This is a genomic window from Haloechinothrix sp. LS1_15 (genome assembly GCF_033042135.1).
Taxonomy (GTDB): domain Bacteria; phylum Actinomycetota; class Actinomycetes; order Mycobacteriales; family Pseudonocardiaceae; genus Haloechinothrix.
In genome coordinates this window covers 166,537-189,971 of record NZ_WBXM01000002.1, presented here as the reverse complement: position 1 = coordinate 189,971, position 23,435 = coordinate 166,537, and the positions used below count along the sequence as shown (strand labels likewise).

23 protein-coding genes are annotated in these 23,435 nt (G+C 69.0%); 9 read left to right on the top strand and 14 right to left on the bottom strand.

Translation table 11 applies throughout. From position 1 onward, the window contains the following. Window positions 1-125: 125 nt before the first annotated feature. Window positions 126-1,319 (bottom strand): NADP-dependent malic enzyme, encoded by a 1,194-nt coding sequence (locus F8178_RS03760; RefSeq protein WP_317493209.1) that lies wholly within the window; start codon window positions 1,317-1,319, stop codon window positions 126-128. Window positions 1,320-1,792: 473 nt separating this feature from the next. On the opposite strand from F8178_RS03760, the gene F8178_RS03755 reads away from it, so the two are divergent. Further along, a complete protein-coding gene (locus tag F8178_RS03755; protein ID WP_317493208.1) occupies window positions 1,793-2,401 on the top strand; it encodes a dTDP-4-dehydrorhamnose 3,5-epimerase family protein in 609 nt (202 codons plus the stop codon). A 12-nt stretch (window positions 2,402-2,413) separates the two neighbouring features. Here the strand turns inward: F8178_RS03755 and F8178_RS03750 are convergent, their stop codons facing one another. After that, the gene (locus F8178_RS03750; protein WP_317493207.1) at window positions 2,414-2,884 is read right to left on the bottom strand and encodes a hotdog fold domain-containing protein; all 471 of its coding nucleotides are present in this window, start codon (window positions 2,882-2,884) and stop codon (window positions 2,414-2,416) included. Window positions 2,885-3,027: 143 nt separating this feature from the next. On the opposite strand from F8178_RS03750, the gene F8178_RS03745 reads away from it, so the two are divergent. Further along, window positions 3,028-3,537, top strand: a complete 510-nt coding sequence (locus F8178_RS03745) for a GNAT family N-acetyltransferase (protein WP_317493206.1) — start codon at window positions 3,028-3,030, stop codon at window positions 3,535-3,537. Here the strand turns inward: F8178_RS03745 and F8178_RS03740 are convergent. Further along, window positions 3,519-3,986, bottom strand: a complete 468-nt coding sequence (locus F8178_RS03740) for a hypothetical protein (RefSeq protein ID WP_317493205.1) — start codon at window positions 3,984-3,986, stop codon at window positions 3,519-3,521. The genes F8178_RS03745 and F8178_RS03740 overlap by 19 nt on opposite strands. A 315-nt stretch (window positions 3,987-4,301) precedes the next feature. Between F8178_RS03740 and F8178_RS03735 the strand changes: the two genes are divergently transcribed. Beyond that, the gene (locus F8178_RS03735) at window positions 4,302-5,240 is read left to right on the top strand and encodes a diacylglycerol kinase family lipid kinase (RefSeq protein ID WP_317493204.1); all 939 of its coding nucleotides are present in this window, start codon (window positions 4,302-4,304) and stop codon (window positions 5,238-5,240) included. A 383-nt stretch (window positions 5,241-5,623) separates the two neighbouring features. Further along, window positions 5,624-5,875 (top strand): WhiB family transcriptional regulator, encoded by a 252-nt coding sequence (locus F8178_RS03730; RefSeq protein ID WP_317493203.1) that lies wholly within the window; start codon window positions 5,624-5,626, stop codon window positions 5,873-5,875. A gap of 127 nt (window positions 5,876-6,002) precedes the next feature. Here F8178_RS03730 and F8178_RS03725 read toward each other — a convergent pair whose 3' ends face one another. Beyond that, a complete protein-coding gene (locus F8178_RS03725) occupies window positions 6,003-7,508 on the bottom strand; it encodes a histidine kinase N-terminal domain-containing protein (protein ID WP_317493202.1) in 1,506 nt (501 codons plus the stop codon). Between the two features lie 211 nt (window positions 7,509-7,719). Between F8178_RS03725 and F8178_RS20385 the strand changes: the two genes are divergently transcribed. Beyond that, window positions 7,720-7,794, top strand: a complete 75-nt coding sequence (locus F8178_RS20385; RefSeq protein WP_396344973.1) for a 50S ribosomal protein bL37 — start codon at window positions 7,720-7,722, stop codon at window positions 7,792-7,794. A gap of 80 nt (window positions 7,795-7,874) precedes the next feature. On the opposite strand, the gene rsrA is transcribed toward F8178_RS20385, so the two are convergent. From rsrA to F8178_RS03705, 4 genes are all read right to left on the bottom strand, one after another. Next, window positions 7,875-8,195, bottom strand: a complete 321-nt coding sequence (gene rsrA / locus F8178_RS03720; RefSeq protein WP_317493201.1) for a mycothiol system anti-sigma-R factor — start codon at window positions 8,193-8,195, stop codon at window positions 7,875-7,877. Next, on the bottom strand, window positions 8,192-8,902 hold the full coding sequence (locus F8178_RS03715; protein WP_396344968.1) for a sigma-70 family RNA polymerase sigma factor: 711 nt from the start codon (window positions 8,900-8,902) through the stop codon (window positions 8,192-8,194). Before F8178_RS03715 ends, rsrA begins: the two co-directional genes overlap by 4 nt. A 211-nt stretch (window positions 8,903-9,113) precedes the next feature. After that, entirely contained in the window at window positions 9,114-9,731 is a 618-nt protein-coding gene (locus F8178_RS03710) for an alpha/beta family hydrolase (protein WP_317493199.1), read from the bottom strand. Further along, entirely contained in the window at window positions 9,728-10,513 is a 786-nt protein-coding gene (locus F8178_RS03705) for an SOS response-associated peptidase (protein WP_317493198.1), read from the bottom strand. The genes F8178_RS03710 and F8178_RS03705 overlap by 4 nt, the downstream gene beginning before the upstream one ends. A 184-nt stretch (window positions 10,514-10,697) precedes the next feature. Here F8178_RS03705 and rsgA point away from each other — a divergent pair, with 184 nt between their 5' ends. Together rsgA and F8178_RS03695 are read left to right on the top strand one after the other, a co-directional pair. After that, window positions 10,698-11,705, top strand: coding sequence for a ribosome small subunit-dependent GTPase A (gene rsgA / locus F8178_RS03700; RefSeq protein WP_317493197.1), 1,008 nt, complete (start codon window positions 10,698-10,700; stop codon window positions 11,703-11,705). Window positions 11,706-11,892: 187 nt separating this feature from the next. After that, window positions 11,893-12,813, top strand: coding sequence for a hypothetical protein (locus F8178_RS03695; protein WP_317493196.1), 921 nt, complete (start codon window positions 11,893-11,895; stop codon window positions 12,811-12,813). Window positions 12,814-12,888: 75 nt separating this feature from the next. Here F8178_RS03695 and pruA read toward each other — a convergent pair whose 3' ends face one another. The 3 genes from pruA to F8178_RS03680 form a co-directional block, all read right to left on the bottom strand. Next, window positions 12,889-14,517, bottom strand: coding sequence for an L-glutamate gamma-semialdehyde dehydrogenase (pruA, locus tag F8178_RS03690; protein ID WP_317493195.1), 1,629 nt, complete (start codon window positions 14,515-14,517; stop codon window positions 12,889-12,891). 121 nt (window positions 14,518-14,638) lie between these two features. Next, complete coding sequence (locus tag F8178_RS03685) at window positions 14,639-15,151, bottom strand: DUF6912 family protein (protein WP_317493194.1); 513 nt, start codon at window positions 15,149-15,151, stop codon at window positions 14,639-14,641. Next, on the bottom strand, window positions 15,148-16,554 hold the full coding sequence (locus F8178_RS03680; RefSeq protein ID WP_317493193.1) for a wax ester/triacylglycerol synthase family O-acyltransferase: 1,407 nt from the start codon (window positions 16,552-16,554) through the stop codon (window positions 15,148-15,150). The genes F8178_RS03685 and F8178_RS03680 overlap by 4 nt, the downstream gene beginning before the upstream one ends. 133 nt (window positions 16,555-16,687) lie before the next feature. Here F8178_RS03680 and F8178_RS03675 point away from each other — a divergent pair, with 133 nt between their 5' ends. Further along, window positions 16,688-17,494: an RNA methyltransferase gene (locus F8178_RS03675; protein ID WP_317493192.1), complete on the top strand. Its 807-nt coding sequence runs from the start codon at window positions 16,688-16,690 to the stop codon at window positions 17,492-17,494. A 113-nt stretch (window positions 17,495-17,607) separates the two neighbouring features. Next, entirely contained in the window at window positions 17,608-18,171 is a 564-nt protein-coding gene (locus F8178_RS03670; protein ID WP_317493191.1) for an Rv3235 family protein, read from the top strand. A gap of 40 nt (window positions 18,172-18,211) precedes the next feature. On the opposite strand, the gene secA is transcribed toward F8178_RS03670, so the two are convergent. The 3 genes from secA to F8178_RS03655 all read right to left on the bottom strand — a co-directional run bounded on the left by secA (window position 18,212) and on the right by F8178_RS03655 (window position 23,413). After that, the gene (gene secA / locus F8178_RS03665; RefSeq protein WP_317493190.1) at window positions 18,212-21,058 is read right to left on the bottom strand and encodes a preprotein translocase subunit SecA; all 2,847 of its coding nucleotides are present in this window, start codon (window positions 21,056-21,058) and stop codon (window positions 18,212-18,214) included. Between the two features lie 272 nt (window positions 21,059-21,330). Then, window positions 21,331-22,080 carry a ribosome hibernation-promoting factor, HPF/YfiA family gene (gene hpf / locus F8178_RS03660; RefSeq protein ID WP_317493189.1) on the bottom strand — a complete coding sequence of 250 codons (750 nt, stop codon included), beginning with the start codon at window positions 22,078-22,080 and terminating at the stop codon, window positions 21,331-21,333. Window positions 22,081-22,672: 592 nt separating this feature from the next. Further along, the gene (locus tag F8178_RS03655; RefSeq protein ID WP_317493188.1) at window positions 22,673-23,413 is read right to left on the bottom strand and encodes a ComF family protein; all 741 of its coding nucleotides are present in this window, start codon (window positions 23,411-23,413) and stop codon (window positions 22,673-22,675) included. Window positions 23,414-23,435: the final 22 nt, after the last annotated feature.

Below are 23,435 nucleotides of genomic sequence, written 5' to 3'. Positions count from 1 at the left end.
TCACCGGGAAAGCACACACCGCTTCCTGCCACTACCGCCGAACGGTCGACCGCGGAAGGGTCGATCCGGATGAATCCATCACCGCCGACCGGACCCGTCCGGTCGGCGGTTTCTCACGGATGGTCTCAGACCACGCCGTCCTCGCCAGCCGCCTTGGCCACCGCGGTGGCCACTTCCGTGGCGACGCGCGGGTCGAGCGCGCTCGGCACGATGTGATCGACCGACAGCTCCTCTGCGGCAACAGACGCGATGGCTTCCGCTGCCGCGATCTTCATGTTGTCGGTGATCGTCCGCGCACCCGCGTCCAGCGCTCCCCTGAACACGCCGGGGAAGGCCAACACGTTGTTGATCTGGTTGGGGAAATCGCTCCGGCCGGTGGCGACCACGCTGGCGTAGCGCCTCGCGAGGTCCGGGTGCACCTCGGGGTCCGGATTCGACAGCGCGAACACGATCGGATCCGGCGCCATGGTCGCCAACAGCCCCTCGTCGATGGTGGCGCCTGACAGGCCGATGAACACGTCGGCGCCGGCCATGGCCTCGGCGAGCCCGCCGGTCAGCCCCGCGGCGTTAGTGGTCCGCGCCAGCTCGGCCTTGACCCGGTGCAGCCCTTGCCTGCCGGAGTGCACGATGCCACGGGAGTCCAGCAGGGTCACATCGCCCACACCCGCCGCTTGCAGGATGCGGGTACAGGCCACGCCCGCGGCGCCCGCCCCGGAGATCACCACGCGCTGGTCGCTCAGATCCCGATCCAGCACGATGTTGGCACCACGCAACGCCGCCAGCACGACGATGGCCGTGCCGTGCTGGTCGTCGTGCATCACGGGGCAGTCGAGTGCCTCGGTGAGCCGGTCCTCGATCTCGAAGCAGCGCGGTGCCGCGATGTCCTCCAGGTTCACCGCCCCGAACGACGGCCGCATCCGCACCAGCGTGGTCACGATCTCCTCCGGGTCGGTGGTGTCGAGCACCAGCGGGATGGAGTTGAGATCGGCGAACGCCTTGAACAGCGCGGATTTGCCCTCCATCACCGGAAGTGACGCGCTGGGGCCGATATCGCCGAGACCGAGCACGGCGGTGCCGTCACTGACCACGGCCACCAGCCTGCTCGCCCAGGTGTAGCGGGCAGCCAGCGCCGGGTTCTCGGCGATCGCGCCGCTGACCTTGGCCACACCGGGGGTGTACGCGATGGACAGTTCGCGCGCGTCCGAGATCGGGGTTACCGCGCCTACCGCCAGCTTGCCGTCCTCGTGAAGGTCGAAGACCTCCTCGTCAGTCACGGGGCGGGCGTCCTCGGCTGCGGTAAAGCGATCGTTCTCGGTCATCGTGTTCCTGCCATCGTGTACTCGAGCGCCGGCCGAGGTCGGCCACCCACCGGCGCCCGGTATCGCCATCGACGGTGGTCCGTCGCGATGACCACCCCGTGGCTGAACCGGTTGGTCGGCAGGTGACTCGTACGGCCGTACTGGATAATGACGCGCGCCTATCCACGGCGCGCGGGGAACGGGATATAGCGTTCCTTCCGGGTCGGCGCGGGTGCGGTGGCATCCAGCGCGTCACGGCTCCGGCAAGCGCCGCCAAGCTGTTGCTACGCGGCGAGCGCGACGAACATCGGTGTCTACGTCTCTCCTAGTGTTGCAGGTCGACCGCGCGACCTACTCCCCGGGTGCGGTGATTATCACACCATCGGTTCTCCCGCTGGTACCCGCTGTCGCGTGACCACCGGTCACCGCCACATCGGCGTTACGTTTGCCCGATTCGCCTGCGTGACCGCCCGCGTGGATGCCAAGCTACCGGCATGCAAGCACGTGAGCTGGGCATACCGGATGCCTACGAGTTCCTTCCCGACAGCTTCCCCGACGACCGTGGGTTGTTCGTCGCACCGTTCCAGGAACCGGCCTTCACCAAAGCCGTCGGCCACCCGCTGGACGTCGCGCAGACCAATCACAGTGTGTCGCGGCGCGGCGTGATCAGGGGTATCCACTTCGCCGACACCCCGCCGGGGCAGGCCAAGTATCTCTACTGCGCGCGGGGGGCCGTGCTCGACGTGGTGGTGGACGTGCGGGTGGGCTCGCCCACGTTCGGCCGCCACGAGGCCCTCCGGCTGGATGCCACGGACTACCGGGCGGTGTACCTCTCCGAAGGGCTCGGGCACGCCTTCCTGGCGTTGACCGAGGACGCGGTGACCGCCTACCTGTGCTCCACGCCGTACAACCCCGCCGCCGAGCACGGCATCAACCCGCTGGATCCCGCACTCGACCTGCCGTGGCCTGCCGACGCCGAACCCGTGCTGTCCGCCAAGGACGCCGCCGCCCCTACGCTGGACGAGGCCGCCGCGCACGGCTTGCTGCCGCGCTACGAGGCGTGCCGCGCTCGTTACGAACAGCTCCGCACGCACCACGGCTGACCGTCACCTCGGTCACGAACGCGGCGCCACCCACACCGTGATGGCACCGGTCACCACCGGTGTCCCGTGCTTGTCGTACACGGTCACCGGCACCTCCACATCGGTGGCATGGTCACCGAAGGCGGGGACGTGGTCCAGCTCGGCGACCGCGCGCAGCCCGGTGGTCGCCTTGGCGACGTACTCGACGCTCATCGCTTTCGGCAGCCAGCGGTGTGTCGGCGGTACCGTCGCCTCGGCCAGCATGCCCATCGCGAGCTCGGCGAGGTTACACGCGGCGATCGCGTGGAAGGTGCGGATGTGGTTGTACACGCCGAACCACTTCGGGGCCGTCACCACGCAGCGTCCCGGCTGCATCTCGTGCACAGTCGGCAGGATCGTCCCGAAGTAGGGCACGCGCAGCGCGATCGCGGCCGAGAACAGCCGGTTACCGCCCGGCAACGCGCTGAGCCTGCGCCACAGGGCCAGTGTCGGGGTCGTCGTCATCGGTGCCGGTCCTTTCAGTGATCAGCAGTCTGTCACAGGCCATTATGTTACTTGCCGGTAACCCTACCGGCGATGCCTCGTTGCCGCAGCCGTGCGGTATACGTGGAGCCGGCCCGTCCACGTTCACGACCGAGGTCACCGCGATGCAGAGTCAGATCCGGCCCGTCACCGAAGCTGATGTCGCCGACGTCGTCACGCTGGTGCACGAGCTGGCCGACTACGAGAAGGCACCGCAGGAATGCCACCTCACCAGCGAGCAGCTCAGCGAGGCGCTGTTCGGTCCCCGGCCCGCGCTGTACGGCCATGTCGCCGATGTCGACGGCGCGGTGGTGGGATTCGCGCTGTGGTTTTTGAACTTCTCGACGTGGCGCGGGGTGCACGGGATCTACCTGGAGGACCTCTACGTCCGGCCCACCTACCGCGGCTCGGGCCTGGGCAGGGCATTGCTCGCCGAGCTCGCCGCCGAGTGCGCCAGGCAGGGCTACGCCCGGCTCGAATGGTGGGTGCTGGACTGGAACACCCCCGCGATCGACTTCTACCGCTCGCTCGGGGCCGTCCCCATGGACGAGTGGACCGTGTACCGGCTCACCGGTCGGGAACTCACCGCCCTTGCCGGACAAGCGGCAAGCATCACTCAGCGACCACCCCGCTGACCGCCACGCCGCGCATCACCACCGTCGTCGTCACCGACGTCCTGAGCCTCCAGACCGAGCGCCCAGGCGCGGGAGGGTTCACGGAACAGCAACACCAGGATCGCGATCGCCGCGGCCATCACCGGCACCCCCAGCTCAGGGCGGGAGGAGGCCAGCATGTACCAGGCGGCCCCGCCCTGCACCACCGCCACCACGACAGCGGGGGCGCGGGCCCACAGCTGGCCGAGCAGCAGTGCGACTCCGCAGGCGAGCGTGCCACCGCCGAGCACGACGTAGTAAGCGGCCTCGCCGTACACGCTGTTGCCGCCCTCGGTGGTCGGCGAACCGAGCAGCGCGGAGAACAGCAACGTGAACGCGAAGCCGACCCCGAGGATGCCGGGCACCATGACCAGCGCGCCTGCCAGCCGCACCTCCTTGGGGGCAGGCAACATCACATCGGCGACCCGCACGCGTCACGACCTTCCCGCATCGGCGAACTCCCCCTCGATGGTAAGGCACCGGCCCCTCCAGGAGGCATCGCGCCCGGTCCGCCCTCCCGCCGGGCACAGGCGATGACAGTACGTAGCGCGGGCGTGCCATGAATCACTCGGTTGGCCGTTTTCCCGGCCCGACCGCGGGCGCGACGATCAAACCATCGTCGGTGAGCAGCGGTCACCGATCGGGGTGCGAAGGATAGAGAGACGCGCCCGGCGGCGCCGGGCGCGTGAACAAGAACACGACCGCGGAAGGAGGGAACGGGCCCGCACGAGACGTAGGCTGCCCCTGTGCGAGCACTGCTGATCGTCAACCCGCGGGCCACCTCGACCACACCCGGCGTCCGGGATGTCATCGCACATGCCGTGGCCAGTAGGGCCGAGGTCACGCTCGTGGAGACGTCGTACCGGGGCCACGCGACCGACCTCGGTGCGCGAGCACGTGCCGACGGGTTCGACGTCGTCGTGGCGCACGGCGGGGACGGCACGGTCAACGAGATCGTCAACGGGCTCGCCGGTGACACCGAGCCGGTGAGCGGTTCCGTAGCGGTGCCGCACCCGGCCGCACCGGCGGTGGCGATCGTGCCCGGAGGCTCGGCCAACGTCTTCGCCAGGGCCCTCGGGCTGCCCTCCGACCCGCTCGAGGCCACCCACGTGCTCCTCGAGGCGCTCGCGCACTGGCGCACGCGCCGCATCGGCCTCGGGGCGGCGGGTGGCAGGCTGTTCACCTTCAGCGCGGGACTCGGATGGGACGCCGACGTCGTCGCTGGCGTGGACCGGATCCGCGGCAAGCAAGCGGGTCCCGCGCTGTACACCAGGGTCGCCGCCACCCGCTACTTCCGGCCGCCGCTGGGGAGACCGTCGCTGGCCATCGAGGTTCCCGGCGACGAGGAAGCCACCGCCCGCAGCGTGTTCGTCTGCAACACCGACCCGTGGAGCTACCTGGGATCCCGCCCGATCCGGCTGGCTCCTGGATGCTCCTTCGACACGGGTCTTGCCGTGATCGGGCTGCGCAGCCTCGGGGTGCCCAGCGTCCTGAAGCACCTGGCCGGCGCGCTCAGCAACCGCGGCCTGCGGCACGCTCGCGGCGTGATCAGGTACGCCGACGTCGCCAAGTTCGGCGTGCGTGCCGAGGAGCCGGTGAACGTCCAGGTTGACGGTGATTATGTGGGAACGGCGTCCATGGTGGATTTCACCTCGGTGCCGGACGCGCTCACCGTGCTGGCGTGATCGCTGGTGTCTCCGCGCCTGGCGTGATCGTCCCGGTCCGTGCACACCGACCCCCGTTCCCGGGCGTGGCGCGGCGGGCGAGCCGGATCCGACGGCCAGGCGGCATTCTCGCGGGTCACGTGATCACCGCGACCGAAGGGGCTTATACCACTTACCGATATCTAGGTGCCGTTCGCAGCAACGCGGCTGGCCTTCGCGCCCCGTGATGTGAGGGAATTCGCAGGTCAGAGCAATACCTCTGGCGGGTGAGCTCACTCACCGATCTTCCGAAAACCCTTGCTCGATCGGGCGCTTCGTGAAAGCATTCACAAGCACCCCGAGAAAACGACCGCCATGACGACCGTGGCGCGGCTTACCCGCGTCGCCACGAAGGAGCTCACGAGATGGACTGGCGCCACCACGCGGCCTGCCGAGACGAGGACCCGGAGCTGTTCTTTCCTGTGGGGACCACGGGTCCTGCGCTCGTGCAGGAGGCCGAGGCAAAAGCTGTGTGCCACCGCTGCACCGTCGCGTCCGACTGCCTGGCCTGGGCACTGGCCACCGGCCAGGACGCGGGCGTATGGGGCGGCATGAGCGAGGACGAGCGGCGTGCGCTGAAGCGTCGCCGTGCCAGCATCGGCACCCGTACGGCCTGACGAACCGGCCGTACACCGGTTACCAGCATTGGAGGCCGGCACCTGAAGGTGCCGGCCTCCAATGCTGTCCGGCTGCCATAACGGCATGACCCCGCATCGTGCCCGTGGTGCGGCGGAGCCGACGCGCTCACAATCTCCGCACCAAGGGAATGCGCAGCGATGCCTCCGTCCCTTTCGGCTGGCGCGCGCGTACCGACAGCGAACCGCGCAGTTCGGATTCCACCAGGGTGCGCACGATCTGCAGGCCGAGACCGTTAGCGCTTTCCACCGAGAAGCCCGCGGGTAACCCCTTGCCGTTGTCCGAGATGGCCACATCCAGCCACCGAGCGGTGCGGTGCGCGTGCACCACCACCGTCCCGCCGGAGCCGCCGGGAAACGCGTGCTCGACCGCGTTCTGCACCAGCTCCGACAGCACCATCACCAGCGGGGTGGCGATGTCGGCCACCACGACACCGAACGATCCTTCCCTTGTCAGCTGCAACGGAGACTCCGCGGTTGAGATCTCGCCCAGCATCGGCAGCACCTTGTCCAGCAGGTGATCGAGATCGACCCGCTCGTCCACCGACACCGACAGTGATTCGTGCACCATGGCGATAGACGAGACCCGGCGCACCGACTCTTCCAGCGCCTGGCGTGCCTGATCGCTCGCGGTACGGCGCGATTGCAGCCGCAGCAGTGTCGCCACCGTCTGCAGGTTGTTCTTGACCCTGTGGTGGATCTCCCGGATCGTGGCGTCCTTACTCAACAGTGCCCGATCCCTGCGCTTGACCTCGGTCACGTCGCGCACCAGCACCAGTGCCCCTGCGGCGACCCCCGAGGGACGGAGCGGTATCGCGCGGAACAGCACGGCGGCTCCCGGCCGCGACTCCGCCTCCGCCCTGCTGCCGGGCCGCCCTTCAAGCGCGTCGTTGATCCGCTGGGCGATCTCACTGGCATCGAAGGGATCGGCGATGAGCGATTTGGTCAACGGCACGAGGTGCTCACCGACCAGATCCGCCTCGTGCCCCATCCGATGGTAGGCCGACAGGCCGTTCGGACTGGCGAAAACCACCGCCCCGGACGAATCCACCCGGATGAACCCGTCCCCCACCCGGGGGCTGGCATGCACCCCGGTCAATGATTCGGGATTGGGGAAGCTGCCGTCGGCGATCATCTGGCACAGGTCGGCGGCGCTGCTGATATAGGCGATCTCGAGGGAGCTCGGCACGCGCGGTGTGACCAACGTGGATTCCCTGCTGAGCACGGCGATCACCTGGCCCCGGTAGGTCACCGGGACCGCTTCCCTGCGCATCGGCACGTCGTGATGCCAGTGCGGGTCCTGCTCCCGGAAAATCCGGACCTCGCGGATCGCGCGGACGAGCAGCGGATAGTCCTCGATCGTCACCCGGGAGTCGACCACGTCCTCGGGATGCGCCGTCGGCCCCGTCGTCGGCCGCGCCTGGGCCACGCACACGAACTCGGTGTCGCTGTCGATCCTGGCGTGGTCACCGCGCTGCACCGGCACCCACATCAGGAAGTCGGAAAAGGACAGGTCGGCGAGCAGCTGCCACTCGGCGACGACCGTCTGGAGATGATCGGCCGCTTCACCGGACAGCCCGGTGTGCTCGGCGAGCAGGTCGGCAAGCGTAGACACGATGTCATCCAATCAAACCGCCGGGCGGTACGCCCGGAAGAGGGTCGCGACCGGCGGACTCGCCCTCGGCGGCCGGACCAGAGCTCGACATGAGTACAGCGCCGCGCGGGCAGGATCGGCGCGAGAGGTTGGCGGTGGCGGCCGCAGCCGTGCCAGACTGGCTCACGAGGGCCACCGCGAGGTGGTCAGGACCCGAGTCCGAGGAGGGACCGTGTCGAAGCGCACCCGTAAGCGCCGCATGCGGAAGAAGAACGCGGCCAATCACGGCACGAAGCCACACTCCTGACGTTCGGGTACGAGCCGAAGGGCCCCTTCGGTACATATGCTGTACCCGGGGACCCCTTCGGCTCCCGAATGGCGTGGCGCTCAGGCCTCGCGCGCTTCCGTGTCCGCGCCAGGGGCGAGGACGTCGTCGCCGGTGCGCTCGGCCACGGTCGCCCGGATCGTCTCGCGGAGCCGTTCCGCCAGCCCGTCAGGGGCATGCTCGCCACCGCACTTGCGGGCGAGTAGCTTCTTCAGCTGCTCGCCGATGCCGTACTGCTCCAGGCACGGCGGGCACTCCTCGAGGTGCCTGCGCAGCTCGGCTTCCTTTTCCTGCGGGCACTCCCTGTCGAGCAGGCGATAGACCTCGGCAAGGACCTGCGTGCAGTCAGGGCCGTCCTGCTCGCCGCAACTGGTGCTGGTCATCGCGCCACCTCCTCGCGCGAGTCCCGGATGAACCCCCGCTCCCGCGCGGTGTCGGCCAGCAACTCCCGTAGCTGGCCACGGCCACGGTGCAACCGCGACATCACCGTGCCGATGGGGGTCTCCATGATCTCGGCAATCTCCTTGTAGGCGAAGCCTTCCACGTCCGCGAGGTAGACAGCCAGCCGGAACTCTTCCGGCAGCCGCTGCAGGGCCGCTTTGACATCGGTGTCGGGCAGCCTGTCCAGCGCCTCCACCTCGGCAGAGCGCAGTCCTCCCGAGGTGTGGCCCGCGACCTGCGCGAGCTGCCAGTCCTGGATTTCCTCCGTTGGCTGTTCGGCGGGCTGGCGCTGGCGCTTGCGGTAACCGTTGATGTAGGTGTTGGTCAGGATGCGGTACATCCAGGCCTTGAGGTTGGTGCCCTCGGTGAAGCTCGCGAAGGCCCGGTAGGCCTTCAGGTAGGTCTCCTGGACCAGGTCCTCCGCATCCGCCGGATTGCGGGTCATGCGCATGGCCGCCGAGTAGAGCTGGTCGAGCAGCGGCATCGCGTCGCGCTCGAACCGCGCGATGAGCTCGGCCTGCTCCTGCCCGCTCCGCTCCTGGCCGGGGCCCTGATCATTGCCCTCGGCCCGTTCCTGCTGGCTCTGGTCAGCCAAACCGCTTCCTCCCGGTTCCGCGCCGGCACCGGACCCGCCCTGTAAGGCGTTCATGGTCGGGTACGCATACGTCCCCGCTGAGGATACGCGGCTCGGCGCCAGGGTGCCCGACGGTGCCCGCGGCACCGTGCGAACCCTGGGCTCGCCCGTCACGGTCGGTATCGGCATACCGGGTGTAACGTCACCTCTCGTGGCCGCATTCCGTGGCGTGCCCCAGGCCACGCAGGCACGAAGGTGACGGTCCTGACGAGCAGACCGGTGCGGGTCACACCAGCGGGCGGAGCACCCTGCCGAGCCACTCGGTGGTCACCCTGGACACGGCATCCAGGTCGGTGTCGAGCGCGTGATTGCCCTGCACCATCGCGATCTCGTGATGCCGTCCGGGGTCGGGACGGCCGAAGGGGTCCTGCTCGCCCTGCACCACGAGGACCGGCACGGTCACCGCGTCGAGCTCGGCCTGCCTGCTCGCCCGCGCCTCCTGCTTACCGGGCGGGCACACCGGGAACGCCAGGCACAGCACGGCTACGGCGGAGCCCGCCTCGGCCGTCCGGCAGGCCACCCGCGCCCCGGAGGACCGGCCACCGAAAATCATCGGCATCTCGTCGAACCAACGCTCGGCCAGCTCGTCCGCTACGGTCAACCACGCGTCGTCGAGCTGCCTGCGCGGCGCGGGCGCCCGGCGCCCCGCGACCCGGTAGGGCTGTTCGACCAGCGCGACGTGCACCCCGGCGTCGTGCGCGGCCCGGGTGACTACCACGAGATCCTTGGCGTCGATGCCGCCACCCGCGCCGTGCCCGAGCAGCAACGCCGCGCTGCCCTCCTCCGCGCAGTGCAACTCGGCGCGCGCCGGGCCGTACCGGGTCTGGATCGTCGCGGTGGTCATGGATTACCCTCGTCGTCGAACAGCGACGGTTGCCGGTCATCGCTTGCCTGCTCGGCCCGCTGGATCAGCTCGGGACCGTCGTTGGCCACGTTGTTCACCCTGGTCGACACCGGCCGTACCTCGAGCGCGGCCGCGAGGCTCGCAGGTGGCGGCGCGAGCAGCTCGGCGACGTCCGGCCGATCCGGATCCAACCACGCGTCCCACGACTGCCTCGGCAGCACCAGCGGCATCCGGTCGTGGATCTCGGACAGCGAGTCGGCAGCCGCTGTGGTCAGCACCGAGCACGTCACCAGAGGCGCGGCGGTGTCAGGAAGCTCGGGGTCACGCCAGGTCTCCCAGATCCCCGCGAAGGCGAGCCCTTCACCGTCTGCCGGTGTCATGTAGTACGGCTGCTTGATCGTGCGGCCCCTTGCGGTGAGCCGCTGCCACTCGAACCAGCCATCCGCCGGGAGCAGGCACCGCCGCCGCGCCAGCGCTTTCCGGAAGGCCGGTTTGGTCGACGCGGTCTCCGCCCTCGTGTTGATCATGCGATGACCGATCCCCCGGTCCTTCGCCCAGAACGGAACCAAGCCCCAGGTCATCGCACGCACCCTGGTCGTGGGTTCCCGGTCGGTGAGCACCTCACCGTCCGCGGACCGCAGGTGCCGCCGCACCACCACGGGTACCGGCTTACCGGGAGCGACGTTGTAACTGGGCGCGCACTCCCCCACGCTCTCGTCGACCGCGTCGAACTCGCGCGCGATGGTGGCGGGATCCTTCGTCGCCGCGTACCGCCCACACATCCCGTCTCGCCTCACCCAACACTAGAACCGTACGGTCACCCCGGGCTCACCGATCATCCTCGCACGTACACCGGCACCGCGCGAGCTTGCGCGAGCAGGTGACCCGGCATTGGTGCCGTACACGGGCATAGGGGATCATCGTCGGGGAGCAGCCGCGTGGGCAAGCAGCGAAAGAAGGGATGCGTTGCCGCACAGGGACTGGCGCGATCTCGACGAGTCCGACGTCCGGGTCCGGCCAGGCAAGGGATCACGGCCACGGAGCAAGCGCCGCCCGCAGCACGCCGATGCCGTGCAGGCCCTGGTGATCTCGGTCAATCGCGGCCGGTGGAACTGCGCGATCGACGGCGACCCGAACCGCGTCGTCGTCGCGATGCGCGCGCGGGAACTGGGGCGCACCCCGGTGGTCGTCGGTGACACGGTCAGACTGGTGGGTGACACCAGCGGTGCTCCTGGCACGCTCGCCCGCATCGTCGGCGTCGAGCCCCGCAGCAGCGTGCTGCGCAGGACCGCCGACGACACCGACCCGTACGAGCGGGTCGTGGTCGCCGGTGCCGAGCAGCTGCTGATCGTCACGGCGCTGGCCGACCCACCTCCGCGTACCGGCTTCATCGATCGCTGCCTGGTGGCTTGTTACGCGGGCGGGCTGGAGCCGGTGCTGTGCCTGACGAAGGCCGATCTGGCCGCACCGGACGAGCTGCTGTCCCGGTACGCGGACCTGGCCGTCCCGTCGATCATCACTCGCTACGACCAGCCGGTCGACGAGCTGGTCGAGCTGCTCACCGGCCGGGTATCGGCGCTGGTCGGCCATTCGGGCGTTGGCAAGTCCACGCTGGTGAACCGCATCGTGCCGGACGCCGACCTACGCACCGGCGAGGTGAGCGCGGTCGGCAAGGGAAGGCACGTGTCGGTGACCGCGATAGCACTGCCTCTACCCGGCGGTGGGTGGGTCATCGACACCCCCGGCGTACGCTCCTTCGGGCTCGCTCACGTCACGCCGAGCGATATCGTCTCGGCCTTCCCGGAGTTCGCCGAGCCTGCCGAGGAGTGCCCATCAGGCTGCGGGCACCTCGGTGGCCAGGACGACCCGGACTGCACGTTGGAGCGGTTCCTCGACGCCGACGCCGCTACGGTCGGGCGGCTGCGCTCACTACGGAGGTTGCTGGCCTCCCGCATGGGAACGGCGCAGGAGTAGGTCGTGCCTCGGCAGCCCGCCGACCTGCCGCGCGGGAACCGGTCGAGGCCGGAGCGCGCAATCACGCCATAAGGCGACCCTCTCCCGGCTGCGGAGGGTAACCTGGAAACCTGAATCCGGGCGCGCGTCGCATCCAGGTAGATCGATGCGGCATCAGGGCGCGCAGCAAACGTTGTGGGAGAAGCACATGCGGAAATCACTGCGGACGTCCCTCGTGGCGACCGGCGCAGCGACCGGTCTGCTGGCGCTGAGCGCGTGCGGCAGCGGGATCACCACGTTCGAGGACGTCACCGAGCTGGCCTCAGTCGCCAGCGCGAGCGCTCAGGAGCACTCCACCGCGAAGTTCACCATGGAGATGGACATGGCGGGCATGACGACGACCGCCTCCGGGGAAGGCGAGTTCGCGGGCGCTGACTCAGCCATGGCCATGACCATGGACACCATGGGCTCCGAGACCGAGATGCGGCTGGTCGACGGCGTGCTCTACGTCAAGGCGTCGAACGGCGGCATGGGGATGGGCATGGGTATGGGTATGTCCGATGACCCGGACAAGCCGTGGGTCGCGACGTCGATCGAGGATTCACCGTTCGTCGACGAGAGCATGATCGAACAGAACGACCCGAGCCACACGCTCGACGCACTCGCCGAATCCGGTGAGATCGTCGAGAGCGATTTCGACACCGAGCTCGACGGCGAAGCGGCCACCTATTACCTGATCGAGATGGACGCCGACAAGGTCATCGAGCAGTACGTCGCCGAACTGCAGCCGGAAATCGAGCGCGGCCTGGGGGATGTCGAGTTCGGCACGGTGCCGGTGGAGCTGTGGATCGGCGAGAACGAGCTGCCGCTGAAGTACACCGTGGACATCGGCGCGGTAATGGCGAGTATGGCCGAGCACATGGGCGAGCACATGCCCCCCGGAATGGCTGAGTCCTCGATGACCGTGACCTACAGCGACTGGGGCGAGCCGGTCACAGTGGAGGCGCCCCCCGAGGACGAGGTCGGCGAAGCGTCCGAGATGCCCATGGGTGGCCTCGACGAGCTCGAGGAGCTCGAGGAGCTTGAGGGCATCGAGGACCTGGAGGACTTCGAGGAGATGCCCAACTGACAGGAGGGCGAGCCGAAGGACTCCTCGGGTACCGGATATGTACCGAAGGAGTCCTTCGGCTCACCACCCCCGCTATCAGCCCATGTGCGGGTAGGTGTGGTCGGTCGGCGCGTCGAAGTTCTCCTTGACGGCGCGGGGGCTGACCCACCGCACCATGTTGAACAGCGAGCCCGCCTTGTCGTTGGTGCCGGATGCCCTGGCGCCGCCGAACGGCTGCTGGTTGACCACCGAGCCCGTTGGTTTGTCGTTGACGTAAAAGTTCCCCGCCGTGTACCGCAGCGCGTCGTGGGCCTCCGCGACGGCCTGCCGGTCGTCGGCGAAAACCGCGCCAGTGAGCGCGTACGGTGCAGTCGAGTCCACCAGCCGCAGGATGTCCGAGTACTCGGCGTCCTCGTAGACGTACACCGCCACGATCGGTCCGAAGTACTCAGTGGCGAACACGTCATGCTTCGGATTGGTGGAAGTGAGCACCGTCGGCTCCACAAAGTATCCGACGGAGTCGTCGCACGACCCACCAGCGATCACGTCCAACTCCGGATCGGACTCCACACTGGACAGAAGAGCCTTGTGTTTGGCGAAAGCGCGGTGGTCGATGACCGCGCCACCGAAGTTGGAGAAATCTCGGATATCGCCGTAGCTGATCGTCTTGGTGACATCGACAAGCTGCTCGCGCAGCCCGCCCTGCCACAGTGACCGCGGCACGTAGGCTCGGGACGCGGCGGAGCACTTCTGACCCTGATACTCGAACGCGCCACGCACGATCGCCGTGACGACCTTGTCGGCATTGGCCGACGGATGGGCGACGATGAAGTCCTTGCCGCCGGTCTCGCCCACGATCCGCGGGTAGTGCCGGTACGAGTCGAGGTTGTCGGCGATGGTGCGCCATAGCTTCTTGAAGGTTCCCGTCGAGCCGGTGAAGTGCAGGCCGGCGAAGTCCGGGTCGGCCAGTGCCACCTTGCTCACCGCTGCCCCGTCACCGGTGACCATGTTGATCACACCGGGCGGCATACCCGCGGCCTCCAGCGCGCGCATGAAGTAGTGCGCCGCGAACTGCTGCGTCGGCGTCGGTTTCCACACCACGGTGTTGCCCATCAGCGCGGGCGCGGTCGGCAGGTTGCCCGCGATGGCGGTGAAGTTGAACGGCGTGATCGCCGTGACGAACCCTTCCAGCGAGCGGTACTCCATCCTGTTCCACGTGCCAGGCACCGAGATCGGCTGCTCGGCGAGGATGCGGCGCGCGAAGTGCACGTTGAACCGCAGGAAGTCGATCAGCTCGCAGGCAGCGTCGATCTCGGCCTGGTGGACCGACTTGGACTGTCCCAGCATGGTCGCGGCGTTGATGGTGTCACGCCACGGTCCGGAGATCAGGTCGGCCGCGCGCAGGATCACCGCGGCACGCTCGTCGAACGGCAGCTGCCGCCACGCGGGAGCGCTCTCCTTCGCGGCGGTGACCGCTTCGGCGACGTCCTCCTCGCTGGCCTGGCCACAGCGGCCCAGCACGTGCCCGTGCTCGTGGGGAGCCACCACGTCGAACGACTCCCCGCGGGCCATCCGCTGGTCGCCCCCGATCGTCTGGGTCAGCTCCCTGGTACCCGAGGCCAGTTCGGCGAGCGTGCGCTGCAACGACTCACGCTCGGCACTGCCCGGAGCATAGGTGTACACCGGCTCGTTCCTGGGGGTGGGAACGGAGGTGATCGCGTCCATGGGTATCTCGCCTCCCGAATTCGTTCAGCAAAGCCTTGTGGGCTGTGCCACCCATCCTGACATGAACCATGCCATCGTGGGGCGGCCACACGAATCCGGGGAGGCGGTCGGCGCCACGCCCCTACAGCAGCTGCAACAGCAGCGACAGCTCCTGGGGTGCGTACCAGGCAAGCTCGTGGTCCTCGACGTCGCCGAGGGTGAGCTCGGCGTCGGGATCACCGAGGTCGGCTGCATCGATGGCGTCCACTGCCGCCTCGACGGCCTCCTCTGCCTCCGAGGTATCGACGTGCACCGCGGCCACCTTGCTGAGCGGGATCGCGCCCGCGATCCGCACCACGGCGGCGTCCAGGTCCGAGCGGTGTGTGACGTCGTCGATGTCCGCGGAGATCACCGCCCTGCGCCGCGCAGGCCGCTCATCCTCGGTCGCCCGGTCCCGCTCACCGGTGAGCAGCCGGAGCGAGGCCCGCGCGGCGTCCTGCATGGCCGCGTACTCCAGCTCCTCGGTCGAGCCGCTGGTGTAGAACTCCCGTAGCGCGGGGGTCACGGCGAAGGCGGTACCGCTGACCGGGCTGATCTCCTGCTGCTCAGCCAGCTCCTGCAGCATGCCCACGGTAGCGGGCACGTAGACCCTCATCGGCTGTACTCCTTGAGCTCCGCCACGGATTCCTCCAGCATGGTCGCGAACGCGTCGATGTCGTGCACCGCCTTCCTGTCCCCGTTCAGTCCGATATAGACACCGCCGTCATAGGATGTCACACCGACGGCCAGGGCGTGGTTGCGCAGCAACGGCACGATCGGGAACATCTCCGACATGCGCGCGCCCGCCGCGTACATCGGCACCTGGGGGCCGGGCGAGTTGGTGACCACCAGGTTGAAGATCCGGTTCGACAGCGTACCTGCGGCGCGGGCTCCCAGCGAGTGCAGTGTCGGGGGCGCGAAACCCCCCATCCGGGCCAGCGATCGGGCAGCTACCCACCTGCCGCTGTCACGGTGCTCCCGCATGCCGTGGCTGACGTGCTGCAGCCGCACAACCGAGTCTGCCTCGCCCACCGGCAGGTCCACCAGGTGCGGCACGACCTCGTTGCCCACGATCCCTGCCGGGGAGTGCGCCATCGTGTCGGCATCCACCACGGCCAGCGGCACGAGCGCTCGCACCGTGGTGGTATCGGTCAACACCACGTCCCTGCTCAGCATCCATTCCCGGAGTGCCCCGGTGATCGCAGCCAGCACCACGTCGTTGACCGTGCCGCCGTGTGCCGCGCGGATCTCCCGGTAGTCCGCCAGCCGGGTCCGTACGCCGGCGAACACCCGACCAGCGGAAACCTCCACGTTCAGCGGGCACCGCGGGGCCGGTCGCGCGAGCGTGCGCAGGGTCGCGGCGATGCCGCCCGCCACCCCGGTCACCCTGCCGAGCACGCCCGCCGCGTCGGCGGCCAGCGAGCGGGCGTTGTCCACCAGCACACCCGGCTGCTGCACGGTCTCGCCGACGGCCTCGGCGACGAGCTCGGTCTTGCTCGGTTGCGGCCTCGGCCGCCACAGGTCCTCGCCCTCGTCCGGCTCGGCCGGGGTGTCGTCGAGGATCAGCTGTCCCAGCTCGATCGTGCCCACGCCATCGACCACGGCCTGATGGGTCTTGGTGATGAGCGCGACCCGGTCACCGCTGAGTCCCTCGACGAAGTAGATCTCCCATAACGGCCGCTCGGTATCCAGCGGCCGGGACATCAGCCGTGCCACCAGCTCGGCCAGCTGCGCGTCGGTACCCGGTTCGGGCAGCGCGGAACGACGAACGTGGTAAGTGATGTCGAAATCCACGTCGTCCACCCACACCGGCCGCGCGAGGTTACCCGGTACGGCCATCACCCGTTGCCGGTAGCGAGGCAGGTAGCTCAGCCGCTGCTGGACCAGCGCGCGCACGCTACAGAAATCGAAGCCTGTCGCGGGGCGCTCGAACACGGCAAGGCTTCCCACGTGCATCGGCGTGGACGCGTCCTCCATGTACATCAGGGAGGCGTCCACCGCGGAGAGACGATCGGGCATGACCCGATACTGACACACCCGCGTGCGGCCCGGAGGGCAGTACCGGCCGGGGCACCGCGTGGGCCCACAGCTCGCTCGCGTGGTGCGGGCCCACGCGGTGCCCCCCGATCCCGGCTCGTGGGATGCTGGAGACGTGGCGGACGGCGTGAGCTCACCCAAGGACCGGTTCATCACGGTGTACGGGCGCAAGCCCGTGCTCGAGGTGCTCGACGACACCGGCCTCGCGGTGGACAAGGTCGTCATCGCCGACACGGCGCGCGGCGACACCGCACGGGAGATCCGCCGCGCGGCCGGGCGACGTGGTATCGCGGTGCACACCGCCAGCGCGCACCGCGTGAAGGTCCTGGCGGGTAACGGCAAGCAGGATCAGGGCGTGCTGGCCGATGTGGTGGCCCCGCGCATGCGGCCGCTGGCGGCCGCGCTCACCGGCGAGGACGCACCCCGCCGGGTGCTGCTGCTCGACGGGATCACCACGCAGGCGAACGTCGGGATGATCCTGCGCACCGCCACCGCAGCGGGCATCGACGGCATCGTCGTCCCCCGCAAGGGCGTAGCCTCCCTCGACCCGCTGGTGGTGAAGGCATCGGCGGGGGGGGGATTCCGCGCACCGGTGCTGCGCTGCGCCACCGCCGCCGCCGCGGCCGAGGAACTGCTCGGGGCAGGCTACCCGCTGTACGCGCTACACTCCGCCGCGGACCACTCGCTGTTCGACACCCCGGTCGATGCGCCTGCCGCGTTCGTTCTGGGCAGTGAATCCGGCGGCATCGGCTCGGATGTGCACGAGTTGATCAGCGGCTGGCTGTCGATCCCCATGGCGGGTGGAGTCGAGTCGCTCAACGTCTCCGCTGCCGCGGCCGTGCTCTGCTTCGAGCTGGCGCGCCGTGACCACCACGGCTTCGCGGCGGCCGCGCCCGGTGGCGCCGGTTCACCCGTGTGGTGAACAACCGTCCCGCGCCATCGCGGACCCGCCTCTAGCTGGGTGAACCAACGGGCGCCTGAGGTCTCCATGGCCGGACGGGCGCCACCCGATCACGGTCCCATCGAGGAGCGCGCATGTCCTCCACGGCACACACCCGATGCGATCCCGACGTGCGGCCGCTCGTGCCGTACGAGCCTGCCGACCGCCGTCGCCCCCGCCGGGCAGGCGCGGGCAGGGACCAGCTGGTGTTGCCTGCTGCACGGCAGGCCACCGCTGACACGACCATCCCCGAGCCAGGGCAGAGCGTGCCTGCCCGGGTGCCGCCACCACCCGGGCGGCACGCACTGCGGTCGCTGCTGCTCGCGCTCACCGAAGTGACGGCCGGTCAGCGATACCCGGCCCAACTACGTGCAGAGGTCGGTGAAGCGGTGTACCGCATGCTGCAACGGCCACCGTGGCGACCACCCGGCGCACGCTATGTGTTCGGTCCGGTCCACGGCGAGCGGACCGGGACCCACACCCTCCACGTATGCGCGACCGCCCACGGACCCGCCCACGCGCTGGCCGCACTGGCGCGCATGGACGCGCGCTGGCACGGCTGGGTCTGCACGCGCTTCGAGCTGTTGCTCTCGCCCGCCCACCGGCACCGAGCCGCAGGCACCGCGAGTGCTTCCGGCGGCGCGGGCAGCGCTGCCTGACGACGGTCACTGCGCCGTCGCACGCCGGTGGGCCGTGGGCTCAGCGGGAGCCCTTCTTGCCCTTCTTCGCGGCGGCGCGCGCCGCGGCCCTGCGCTCGCGCCGGGAACCGCCACCCGATGAGGACTCTCCGGCGGACCGTTGCTTCTCGGCGGCGGCTCCGCGCCTGGTGACGCCCCCGGACTCGTTCGGCCCGGAGAACGTCAGGGCGGTCTCGCGCCTGCCCTCGAGTCCCTTGCCCCGCAACGCTGGCGGCACGGTCTCGTCCTCCACCTGCGGTTGCGGCGGGGCGGGCTTGGCGTGCCTGCCCCCTTGCTTGTCACGCTTACCGTTACCGCCCGACTGGCTCGGCGCCGGTATCTCGGTGGCTTCCTCCGGAGCGACCTGGTCCGGCTCGGACTTCTCGATCTGCAGGTTGAACAGGTACCCGACCGTCTCCTCCTTCAGCGATTCCAGCATCGCCTGGAACATGTCGTAACCCTCGCGCTGGTACTCGATGGCGGGGTCACGCTGCGCCATCGCGCGCAGCCCGATGCCCTCCTTGAGGTAGTCCATCTCGTAGAGGTGTTCCCGCCACTTGCGGTCCAGCACCGAGAGCACGACACGCCGCTCCAGCTCGCGCATGGCGCCCTCGCCCGCAGCGGCCTCGACTTCCGCCTCGCGGCGTTCATAGGCCGCCCTCGCGTCGTCGAGCAGCTCATCGAGCAGCACATCGCTGTCCAGGTCCGGGTACTTCTCGCCGAGCTCCTCCCAGGTCACCGAGACGGGGTACAGCGCACCCAACGCGTTCCAGAGCCGCTCGTGGTCCCAGTCCTCGGCGTAGCCTTCCTTGGTCTCTTCGTTGACATAGGCGGTGACCACGTCCTGCAGCATGTTCAGCGCGTGCTCGCGCAGGTCCTCGCCCTCCAGGATCCGGCGGCGCTCCGAGTAGATGACCTTGCGCTGCCGGTTCATCACCTCGTCGTACTTGAGGACGTTCTTACGGATCTCCATGTTCTGCTGCTCGACCTGCGTCTGCGCGCTCTTGATGGCCTTGGTGACCATCTTGTGCTCGATCGGCACGTCGTCGGGCAGCCGCATGGTGGACATCACCCGCTCCACCATGTTCGCGTTGAACCGCCGCATCAGCTCGTCGCCAAGCGACAGGTAGAACCGGGACTCGCCGGGGTCACCTTGCCTGCCCGCACGACCGCGCAGCTGATTGTCGATCCGCCGGGAATCGTGCCGTTCGGTGCCGAGCACGTACAGCCCGCCCAGCTCGCGCACCTCGTCGGCTTCCGCTTCGGCCCGCGCGGTGACTTCCTCCAGCACCTTCGGCCACGCCCGCTCGTACTCCTCGGAGTTCTCGACCGGGTCGAGGCCGCGCTCGCGCAACACCTCGTCGGCGATGATGTCGGGGTTGCCGCCGAGCACGATGTCCGTACCGCGACCGGCCATGTTGGTGGCGACGGTCACCGCGCCCTTACGGCCGGCCCTCGCGATGATCGAGGCCTCCTTGCCGTGCTGCTTGGCGTTGAGCACCTCATGCGGGACACCGCGCTTGACCAGCAGCTTGGATAGGTGCTCCGAGCGTTCCACGCTGGTGGTCCCTACCAGCACCGGCTGGCCGCGCCGGTAGTGCTCGTCGATGTCCTCGGCCACGGCCTCGAACTTGGCCTGCTCAGTCTTGTAGATCAGGTCCGCCTGGTCGACGCGGACCATCGGCCGGTTGGTCGGGATCGGGGTCACGCCGAGCTTGTAGGTCTGGTGGAACTCCGCGGCCTCGGTCTCGGCCGTACCCGTCATCCCGGCGAGCTTGTCATACTGGCGGAAGTAGTTCTGCAGCGTGATCGAGGCCAGCGTCTGGTTCTCCGCCTTGATCTCCACACCTTCTTTGGCCTCGATCGCCTGGTGCAGCCCCTCGTTGAAGCGCCTGCCAGCCAGCACGCGGCCGGTGAACTCGTCCACGATGAGCACCTCACCATTGCGGACGATGTAGTCCTTGTCCTTCTGGTACAGCTCCTTGACCTTGAGCGCGTTGTTGAGATACCCGACAAGCGGCGTGTTCGCCGACTCGTAGAGGTTGTCGATACCGAGCTGGTCCTCGACGAACTCCACGCCTGCCTCGGTGACACCGACGGCGCGCTTGCGCTCGTCGACCTCGTAGTGCACGTCCTTGGCCATCAGCGGCGCGAGCCTGGCGAACTCGGTGTACCAGCGGGACGACTGGTCCGCGGGCCCCGAGATGATCAGCGGGGTACGCGCCTCGTCGATGAGGATCGAGTCGACCTCGTCCACGATCGCGAAATTGTGGCCGCGCTGCACGCAGTCGTCCAGGCTCCAGGCCATGTTGTCGCGCAGGAAGTCGAACCCGAACTCGTTGTTGGTGCCGTAGGTGATGTCGGCCTGGTACGCGGCCCTGCGCTGCTTGGCAGGCATCTGCGCCATGATCACGCCGACCTCGAGGCCCAGGAAGCGGTGGACACGACCCATCCACTCGGAGTCACGTTTGGCCAGGTAGTCGTTGGTGGTGACGACGTGGACGCCGTCCCCGGAGATGGCGTTGAGGTAGCAAGCGAGCACCGACGTCAGCGTCTTGCCTTCACCGGTCTTCATCTCGGCGACCTGACCAAGGTGCAGCGCGGCACCGCCCATCACCTGAACGTCGAAGTGCCGCTGGCCGAGCACGCGCTGGGACGCCTCCCGCGCCACACTGAACGCCTCGGGCAGCAGGTCGTCCAGCGACTCGCCGGAGGCGTACCGCTTGCGGAACTCATCGGTCTTGGCCTGCAGCTCGCCGTCCGAGAGGCCGGTGACATCGTCTTCGAGGGCATTCACCTGGTCTGCGATCCGGCGCAGCTTCTTGACCAGCTTCCCCTCACCCGCGCGGAGCAGGCGATCCAAAACCATCCGGTTCGACCTCGCTGTTTTCGTTCGGTGTGGTCGTCGGTCACGCCAGCAGCGCGATGCACTGCCCGGCGCCGCACGGCCGCCTCGAGGGTGGACCGCGCCGTCGTCTCCATCGTAGGCAACCCTGCCACGCCCACGCATGCACGTATCACCCAATACACACGGCTGCCCCGGGAGGATCCTCCCGGGGCAGCCGTGGTGTCAGTGTGAACTCCGGGTGAGCCCCGCCTCGGAGCTCGGGCGCGCGGCGAGCCCCGCCGCCCGCGCCCGCGCTAACCCAGGCGGATCACCCCGTAGTCGAATCCCTTCCTGCGGTAGACCACGCTCGGCTTACCGGCGTCCACGTCGTTGTACAGGTAAAAGTCGTGACCGACGAGCTCCATCTCGTAGAGTGCCTGATCCACCGTGATCGGTTTCGCGGAATGCTGCTTCTCGCGCACGATCCGCCCCGGCAGGTGCTCGACCATGCCGTCGTCCCAGCGCTGCTCCGGAACATCGACGTCGGGCACGCCCTCTGTGGCTCCACCCGCGACCTCGACGGCGGCGCTGCCCACGCTGCCCGCGGGTTGCCCGGACGCGGCGTGCGCGTCGACCGGCGCGGGGGACTCGAGCACCGCGGTCGGTGACGCGGGCCTGCGCCCGTTGGCGAAGGGGGTGGTGGAGCCCATCGCGGTGACGGAGGTGGCTTCCGCGACGGATTCGGGGCACCGGCGCCCGTAGTGCACCCGCCTGCGGTCGTGCATCTTGCGAAGCCGGTTCTCGAGCTTGTTGACCGCGGCATCCAGTGCGGAGTAGAAATCCGCCGCGCTCGCTTCGGCACGCACCGGCGAGCTCTTGCCCTTACCGGTGATCTCGACCCGCTGGCACTTCTTCGACTGCCTGCGGTTAGGCTCGTGGAACAGCTCGACCTCGTAACGGATGATCTTCCTGTCGTAACGCTCCAGCCTGGCCAGCTTGTCGCTGACGTGCGTCCGATAGTGGTCAGGCACCTCCACGTTGCGGCCCTTCACGACGATGTCCATACACGACCTCCTCGCTCAACGATCGCGAGATTGCTGATGACTGACTGTGCCGGTGGCGGGCCGCACCCGGCGCCGCTCGTCGACCGGCACGAGGGACATCGACTTGTCACCTCCCTGCGGTCGGTGGACTACCCGATAGCGCTGCACGTTAGCCGCCATTCGCCGTTCGCAACAGCCCCCGAGCCGGGGGATATCGCACCGTGACCGGATCGGGGTGGACGGGCCGTAGCCGCACCCGGTGGGTAACCGGCACACCGCGGCACATGATCCACTTCCCCGCTGACATGCGTCCGACCGCACGGCGAATGAGGCGGTAACGGGGGACACCCGGCGGCTCAAGACACAGGTGGCCGCCACACGCGGTAGCGTGCTGATGCCCAGGGAGGATGCCGCCGCAGCACGGGTTCAAGGCGGCACGAGACGGCAGCGCGCGGCCCGCGAACAACCCCGTGGCCTGTGCCGGTCGAAGGGCGAGTTCGGGCCGCATACCCGTATAACGCACAAGCCCCGGTCAACGTTCCCCCCGCGTGCCCCGATGTGTCGCGCGATGGATGGATGCGCGCGTGGTAACAACACTCGACCGAACGAACTCTCACGGCGAGGCGCTCGCGGGATCGACTACCCGCAGTAGCGTGCCGCTCGCGTATCCCGTCGCGGTCACCGCCAACACAACCGGGTGGTACTCGTCGTGCCGCAGCAGGGCCTGAACACACGTAGCCGCCGTCGCTCCTGTGGTGATCACATCGTCGACGAGGACCACGGCGGAGCCCGGCGGCGGTAGCTTGCGACGTTCGACCCGCAGCCGCCCGCTGAGGTTCACGACGCGCTGCCGCCGGTCGAGCCCGACGGCATCCCGCGCACCGCTGGCAAGCCGCAGCGGCGGTGCGACGCCCATATGCCAGCCAAGCACCGCCAGGTCGCGCGCGGCCGCACGGGCCACCCGCAGCATGTGCTGACCACCACGCGCCCTGGCCGCACAGGCACGGGACGGTGCGGGAACCAGCCACAGCGGCCCCGATTGGGGCACCCGGAGAGCCAAACAGGCCCGCGCCACCTCAGCACCCAGCACCCTCGCCAGGTCACGCCGCCCGCCGTCTTTGTACGCCAGCACCAGCCTGCGCGGCACCCCGCGATACTCGGCCAGCGCGTACGTCGCGACTGGCGTACGCGGGCTCGCCGTGACGTTCGCGCTGTCGAGCCGCCGCGGACACCGCAACGTCTCGCGGCACCGCGCGCAGCACGGCGTGCCTGGTGCCAGGCACCCCGCGCAGGTCTGCGGCACGAGCAGCTCGAACGCCGCACGCACGGCACGCACAGCCGGTAAGGGCTCCACGGGCGGCAGCCTCGCACGCCGC

Coding starts and splice junctions, on each gene's coding strand:
- F8178_RS03760 (WP_317493209.1), bottom strand. CDS start 1,319: ATGACCGAGAACGATCGCTTTACCGCAGCCGAGGACGCCCGCCCCGTG.
- F8178_RS03755 (WP_317493208.1), top strand. CDS start 1,793: ATGCAAGCACGTGAGCTGGGCATACCGGATGCCTACGAGTTCCTTCCC.
- F8178_RS03750 (WP_317493207.1), bottom strand. CDS start 2,884: ATGACGACGACCCCGACACTGGCCCTGTGGCGCAGGCTCAGCGCGTTG.
- F8178_RS03745 (WP_317493206.1), top strand. CDS start 3,028: ATGCAGAGTCAGATCCGGCCCGTCACCGAAGCTGATGTCGCCGACGTC.
- F8178_RS03730 (WP_317493203.1), top strand. CDS start 5,624: ATGGACTGGCGCCACCACGCGGCCTGCCGAGACGAGGACCCGGAGCTG.
- rsrA (WP_317493201.1), bottom strand. CDS start 8,195: ATGACCAGCACCAGTTGCGGCGAGCAGGACGGCCCTGACTGCACGCAG.
- F8178_RS03715 (WP_396344968.1), bottom strand. CDS start 8,902: ATGAACGCCTTACAGGGCGGGTCCGGTGCCGGCGCGGAACCGGGAGGA.
- F8178_RS03710 (WP_317493199.1), bottom strand. CDS start 9,731: ATGACCACCGCGACGATCCAGACCCGGTACGGCCCGGCGCGCGCCGAG.
- F8178_RS03705 (WP_317493198.1), bottom strand. CDS start 10,513: ATGTGTGGGCGGTACGCGGCGACGAAGGATCCCGCCACCATCGCGCGC.
- F8178_RS03695 (WP_317493196.1), top strand. CDS start 11,893: ATGCGGAAATCACTGCGGACGTCCCTCGTGGCGACCGGCGCAGCGACC.
- pruA (WP_317493195.1), bottom strand. CDS start 14,517: ATGGACGCGATCACCTCCGTTCCCACCCCCAGGAACGAGCCGGTGTAC.
- F8178_RS03685 (WP_317493194.1), bottom strand. CDS start 15,151: ATGAGGGTCTACGTGCCCGCTACCGTGGGCATGCTGCAGGAGCTGGCT.
- F8178_RS03680 (WP_317493193.1), bottom strand. CDS start 16,554: ATGCCCGATCGTCTCTCCGCGGTGGACGCCTCCCTGATGTACATGGAG.
- F8178_RS03670 (WP_317493191.1), top strand. CDS start 17,608: ATGTCCTCCACGGCACACACCCGATGCGATCCCGACGTGCGGCCGCTC.
- secA (WP_317493190.1), bottom strand. CDS start 21,058: ATGGTTTTGGATCGCCTGCTCCGCGCGGGTGAGGGGAAGCTGGTCAAG.
- hpf (WP_317493189.1), bottom strand. CDS start 22,080: ATGGACATCGTCGTGAAGGGCCGCAACGTGGAGGTGCCTGACCACTAT.